This window comes from Pseudomonas sp. CM25 (genome assembly GCF_013179705.1).
GTDB lineage: Bacteria > Pseudomonadota > Gammaproteobacteria > Pseudomonadales > Pseudomonadaceae > Aquipseudomonas.
This window is the reverse complement of the sequence record NZ_JABMCW010000384.1, coordinates 1-4,734: the sequence shown is the minus strand read 5'-3', so window position 1 is coordinate 4,734 and position 4,734 is coordinate 1. Positions and strand designations below refer to the sequence as shown.

General features: G+C 61.4%; 6 protein-coding genes and 1 tRNA gene. 5 read left to right on the top strand and 2 right to left on the bottom strand.

Translation table 11 applies throughout. The features are described 5' to 3' along the window. Positions 1-242: 242 nt before the first annotated feature. The 5 genes from HP546_RS26110 (at position 243) to HP546_RS26090 (ending at position 3,710) form a co-directional block, all read left to right on the top strand. Positions 243-878: a TetR/AcrR family transcriptional regulator gene (locus HP546_RS26110; RefSeq protein ID WP_014591919.1), complete on the top strand. Its 636-nt coding sequence runs from the start codon at positions 243-245 to the stop codon at positions 876-878. A gap of 97 nt (positions 879-975) precedes the next feature. Next, entirely contained in the window at positions 976-1,944 is a 969-nt protein-coding gene (locus HP546_RS26105) for a GTP 3',8-cyclase MoaA (RefSeq protein WP_172231483.1), read from the top strand. 66 nt (positions 1,945-2,010) lie between these two features. Continuing rightward, positions 2,011-2,616, top strand: coding sequence for a DUF4823 domain-containing protein (locus HP546_RS26100; protein WP_172231480.1), 606 nt, complete (start codon positions 2,011-2,013; stop codon positions 2,614-2,616). 10 nt (positions 2,617-2,626) lie between these two features. Beyond that, a complete protein-coding gene (locus HP546_RS26095) occupies positions 2,627-3,187 on the top strand; it encodes a DUF1285 domain-containing protein (RefSeq protein WP_172231477.1) in 561 nt (186 codons plus the stop codon). A gap of 106 nt (positions 3,188-3,293) precedes the next feature. Then, a complete protein-coding gene (locus HP546_RS26090) occupies positions 3,294-3,710 on the top strand; it encodes a cupin domain-containing protein (RefSeq protein ID WP_172231474.1) in 417 nt (138 codons plus the stop codon). 132 nt (positions 3,711-3,842) lie between these two features. On the opposite strand, the gene HP546_RS26085 is transcribed toward HP546_RS26090, so the two are convergent. Both HP546_RS26085 and HP546_RS26080 read right to left on the bottom strand, forming a co-directional pair. Next, positions 3,843-3,918, bottom strand: a tRNA-Asn gene (locus tag HP546_RS26085). A 73-nt stretch (positions 3,919-3,991) separates the two neighbouring features. Continuing rightward, on the bottom strand, positions 3,992-4,734 hold a 743-nt coding region (locus tag HP546_RS26080; protein WP_172231471.1), incomplete at its 5' end, for an aminotransferase class I/II-fold pyridoxal phosphate-dependent enzyme.

The following is a 4,734-nucleotide window of genomic DNA, read 5'->3' as shown; positions in this document are numbered from 1 at the left end:
CCTTTATCAGCGCGCCACTCGGGGGGGATGCGTCGCGCCAACACTTCAAGTATTGGCCAGGTTTGGCGCAGTGCCAGTGTTTATTGATCGTTTTTTAAACAGATTTGGAATACGCCGCGCTTTCATTCCTCCTTCAGCGAATGGCCGTAAGCATCGTGAAACACTGCCGTGCGTGGATGATCCGTGCAATTTCCCGCAAGATAGGCATAATAAACCGCTTCGATTGTCATCCAGTCCTTCCCATGCAGAAAGAACCTCGTAAGGTCCGTGAATTTCGCCGCCGCGAACAGGAAATCCTCGACACCGCGCTCAAGCTGTTTCTCGAACAGGGTGAGGACAGTGTCACCGTCGAGATGATCGCCGACGCCGTGGGTATCGGCAAAGGCACGATCTACAAGCACTTCAAGTCCAAGGCGGAGATCTACCTGCGCCTGATGCTCGACTATGAGCGCGACCTGAACGAGCTGTTGCACTCGGCCGACGTCGACCGCGACAAGGAAGCCCTGTCGCGCGCCTACTTCGAGTTCCGCATGCGCGATCCGCAACGCTACCGGCTGTTCGACCGCCTTGAAGAAAAGGTGGTCAAGGGCAACCAGGTACCGGAAATGGTCGAGCAGTTGCACAGCATTCGTGCCTCCAACTTCGACCGCCTGACCCAGCTGATCAAGGGCCGTATCAGCGAAGGCAAGCTCGAAGACGTGCCGCCGTATTTCCACTACTGCGCCGCCTGGGCGTTGGTGCATGGCGCCGTGGCGCTGTACCACTCGCCGTTCTGGAGCAATGTGCTGGAGGATCAGGAAGGCTTCTTCCAGTTCCTGATGGACATCGGTGTGCGTATGGGCAACAAGCGCAAGCGCGACCCTGAACCCTCGAGCTGACACCCCGACAACACTCGGCAATGTGCCCGGGGCTTGCAAAAACCTGATTTATGAGTCAGGTTTTGCCAGCCCCCCATCATCAGTGCCGGAGTCATCCATGATCGTCGATCGTCAAGGCAGGCGTTTTCGCAACCTGCGTGTCAGCCTGACGGCTGCCTGCAATTATGCCTGCACGTACTGCGTGCCCGACGGCAAGCGCCTGGTAGCAGCACAGGACGAACTGTCCGCAGATGCCCTGGCTCGCGGCGTGGCCTACCTGATCGAAGCCGCCGGCATCGAACGCCTGCGCATCACCGGTGGCGAGCCTTTGGTCAGCCCGCGCCTGGATGCCTTCCTTGCCGCCGTGAGCAAGCTCGACCTCGACGATATCTCGCTGACCACCAATGGCCAGCTGCTGGCGCGCAAACTGCCGCAGCTGCAGGCAGCTGGTATTCGGCGCCTGAATGTGTCCCTCGATACCCTCGACCCCACGGCTTTCCGTACGATCGCCCGGGGCGGCGACCTGAGCAGCGTGCTGGCGGGCATGGAGCAGGCCAGTGCCTTGGGTATGCGGGTGAAAGTGAACATGGTGCCGATGCGCGGGCAAAACCTCGACCAGGTACTGCCGCTGCTGGATTATTGCCTTGAACGCGGCTTTGAGCTGCGCTTCATCGAGCTGATGCGCATGGGCCACCTGGCGCGTGACCGCAATGCCTTCCTGCAGCAGTTTGTCGGCCTTGATCAACTGCTTGCACTGATCGGCGGCAAGCATGCCTATGCCCAGGTCGACGCGCCGCTGGACGCCACTGCCTTGCGTTATCAAGTCCCCGGCAAAGGCCACTTCGGTGTGATCGCCAACGAGAGCGTCCCGTTCTGCCGCACCTGCTCGCGGCTGCGCCTGTCGTCTACGGGGTGGCTGCATGGTTGCCTGTCGTCGGGCAACCGTCACTTCATCGGCGACCTGCTGGAAAAGCCCCGCCATCAGGCGCTGCCGGCCTTACAGCGGTTGCTGGTCAAGGCGCTGGCAGACAAGCAGGACCTGGCGTTTGCCGGTGGCGTGACGGTGATGAAAGTGATCGGTGGCTGAAGCTGGCGCAAAAGCTGCATCCGCCGGCTATTCGCCGGTTTTTCGTCGCCGGCCACTGGAGGAAAGATGCGTAGCCTGGTCTTGCTGCTGGCGCTGATGGCGCTGGGCGGCTGCATGAATGTCAGCGATATGGGCGAGGGCGTCCGTTACCACATGAGCGATGCTGGTCTGCTGGACCACAGCGAGACCCGTCGCACGCTGTCGATCCGCCTGCAGCCCGATTCCTTCATCTTCATCGGTCAGGGTGCATTCGTCCCCCCAGGCAAAGGGCCGGTGCCACGGCAGAACGCGGTGGCCGATGAGGCCTTCAAGAGCTTCGTCGAGTACTTCCCGCTGGTGCGCCGCGCGCAAGGCCCGCTTGGCCTGGAAGAGGCCATTGCCCAGGCCCGCGCTGTGGGCGCCGACTATGTGCTGTACACTCGCTTCGCGCGCACCGACGACCGTATCGGCAATGGTGACGAGTGGTATGACGAACAGGCCGTCGACCGGTTGGGCTGGGACACCGGCGTGGTGCAGATGATGCTGATTGAAACCAACACCCGCTACCTGATAGATACCGCTCGTATCAAGAGCCGTGGCGGTTTGTTGACGTTCCACGACAACACGCCGCGGGATTTGCTTGCGGCGCCGATGCGCGAGTACGCTCGTAGCCTTCTGGGCATGAGTGAATGAGGCAAGCAAGATGAGCGATTCGGGCAAGGCCAATGACCTCCTGGCACAAATCCCCAAGGCCAAGGGCCTGCCGCCGGTGCATCTGTGGAACCCGGATTTTTGCGGTGATATCGACATGCGCATCGCCCGTGATGGCACCTGGTATTACCTGGGTACACCGATTGGGCGCAAGCCGATGGTGCGGCTGTTCTCGACAATCATGCGGCGCGACGGCGATGACTATTTCCTGATCACCCCGGTCGAGAAGGTCGGTATTCGCGTCGACGACGCGCCGTTCGTGGCGGTGGCGCTTGAAGTGCTGGGTGACGGTGAGCAACAAGTGTTGCGCTTCACCAGCAATGTCGAGGACCAGGTCGAGGCCGGGCCGGCCAACCCGCTGCGCGTGGTGACCGACCCGCTGACGCAGGAGCCATCGCCCTATGTGCTGATGCGCAGCAACCTTGAGGCGCTGATTCATCGCAATGTGTTCTACCAACTGGTGGAACTGGCGGTGCCGCAGGCGATAGCGGGGGAGGAATGGCTTGGCGTGTGGAGCCACGGCGAGTTCTATCCGATCGGGCGTAGCCACTAAGGGCCCGGGGTCTGCTCTGGCCTCCTGCTTTTACCCCGGATTGGCCATTTGCCTCTCGCTTCCCGGGGCCTAACCTGCAGGCAATCGCCATGCAGGAGAAGCCCCCATGAAACCCGTAGCCCTCATCCTCTTCGGTCTGCTCGCCGCCCAGGCGCCTGTCTGGGCGCACGGCGACGTTGCCAGCCAGGTCAAGCTGCTGCAGCAACAGCAGCCCAGCAACGCCCCCGGCAAGAATGCCATCATGCTCACCGTCAGCTACGCACCTGGCGAGGCATCACCCGCGCATCAGCACCCGGGCGCGGTAATGGCCTACGTGCTTGAAGGCGCGGTGATATCGAAGCTGAACGGCGAGCCGGAGAAAACCTACAAAGCGGGCGATTACTGGTACGAGGCACCGGGTACCGTGCACAGCGTGTCGCGCAACGCCAGCGACACCCAGCCAGCCAAGCTGTTGGTCTGGAGCCTGGTAGAGGAGGGTAGCGAGGTCACATTGCCCTATCCGGCCTCAGGGGCTGCGCACTGAGCCTGGATCAACTCGCCAGTGACGCTCCGGCCTTCTTGCTCAAACGCCCGATGGGGAGGTCGAACCGGCTGTTAGGGGGGGCGGGCACAAAAAAACCTCCAGTGCTTGCGCAACTGGAGGTTTTTCAAATTTTGGCTCCGCGACCTGGACTCGAACCAGGGACCCAATGATTAACAGTCATTTGCTCTACCGACTGAGCTATCGCGGAATCTGCGCATATCTTACTAATTGCCCGAGGGAAGTCAACCCTCCCCCAGGCAAATTATATTGCAATCAAGCAGTTACAGTACTTCGACGATGGCCTTGGTGACCACGTGGATGTTGCTCTGGTTCAGCGCAGCTACCGCAATGCGGCCGGTGTCCAGGGCATAGATACCGAACTCGTTCTTCAGGCGGGCGACCTGTTCAACGGTCAGGCCCGAGTAGGAGAACATGCCTGCCTGGCGGCCAACGAAGCTGAAGTCGCGGTTGGCGCCATATTCAGCCAGCAGGCTGACCATTTGCTGGCGCATGCCGTGGATACGCTGGCGCATCTCAGCCAGCTCGGTTTCCCACATCAGGCGCAGTTCTTCGCTGTTGAGCACGGTAGCGACGATGGTCGCGCCGTGGGTCGGCGGGTTGGAGTAGGTGGTGCGGATGACGCGCTTGACCTGCGACAGCACGCGAGTGCTCTCGTCCTTCGAGGCGGTGACGATCGACAGTGCGCCAACGCGCTCGCCGTACAGCGAGAACGACTTGGAGAACGAGCTGGAAACGAAGAAGTCCAGGCCCGACTCGGCGAACAGGCGTACAGCGAACGCGTCTTCGGCGATGCCGTCACCAAAGCCCTGGTAGGCCATGTCGAGGAACGGCACATGGCCCTTGGCCTTGACCACTTCCAGCACGTTTTTCCAGTCGTCCAGGCCCAGGTCGACGCCAGTCGGGTTGTGGCAGCAGGCATGCAGCACGACGATAGAACCGGCCGGCAGGCTGTTCAGGTCTTCGAGCATGCCGGCGCGGTTGACGTCGTTGCTCGGTGCGTCGT

Bases quoted from the DNA above. Each gene is read 5' to 3' on its own strand.
- HP546_RS26105 (WP_172231483.1), top strand. From the start codon at position 976: ATGATCGTCGATCGTCAAGGCAGGCGTTTTCGCAACCTGCGTGTCAGC.
- HP546_RS26100 (WP_172231480.1), top strand. From the start codon at position 2,011: ATGCGTAGCCTGGTCTTGCTGCTGGCGCTGATGGCGCTGGGCGGCTGC.
- HP546_RS26110 (WP_014591919.1), top strand. From the start codon at position 243: ATGCAGAAAGAACCTCGTAAGGTCCGTGAATTTCGCCGCCGCGAACAG.
- HP546_RS26095 (WP_172231477.1), top strand. From the start codon at position 2,627: ATGAGCGATTCGGGCAAGGCCAATGACCTCCTGGCACAAATCCCCAAG.
- HP546_RS26090 (WP_172231474.1), top strand. From the start codon at position 3,294: ATGAAACCCGTAGCCCTCATCCTCTTCGGTCTGCTCGCCGCCCAGGCG.